The 504-nt window shown below is 64.9% G+C and carries 1 pseudogene; it reads left to right on the top strand.

The window, feature by feature from the left end:
• A pseudogene (locus CXQ90_RS21980) lies at window positions 1-372 on the top strand (ATP-dependent DNA ligase); the annotation flags it as partial.
• Window positions 373-504 lie beyond the last annotated feature (132 nt).

The raw sequence follows: 504 nt of genomic DNA, 5'->3' as shown, positions 1-504 counted from the left end.
AATTCCTTCACCCAGGAAGTGGTGATTGTGGGCTGGCGCCCGGGCAAGGGCAACCGGGCATCCAAGATCGGTTCGCTGCTGGTGGCCGTTCCGGACGGTCATGAGCTGACCTACATTGGCCGGGTTGGATCGGGCCTGAGCGAGAAAGATCTGGCCCTGGTGGGCGGGAAACTGAAAAAACTGGCCCGCAAGACACCCCCCTTGGAGGGAGTTCCCCACGCGGACGCCTCCGACGCCCAATGGGTCCGTCCCGTCCTGGTGGGTGAAGTGACCTATTCCGAACGCACCGCCACCGGCAAGCTCCGCCACCCCGCCTGGCGCGGACTGCGCCCGGACAAGAAACCCTCCGACGTCGTCGTCGAAATCCCCTGATCCGTCTGCCCAACATTCAGCCGTTCCCAACCCCAGGAGGCCTGCATGACTGCCGCACCCGTTGCACCGGACCAGCCGCTCAGTGACACCCTCAAGGATGTGGACGCCTGGTGGCGCGCCGCTAACTACCTC

It is taken from the genome of Arthrobacter sp. ZGTC131 (assembly GCF_002929275.1).
GTDB lineage: Bacteria > Actinomycetota > Actinomycetes > Actinomycetales > Micrococcaceae > Arthrobacter.
Note: the sequence above shows the minus strand (reverse complement) of the source record. Positions and strands in the feature narration are given on the sequence as shown.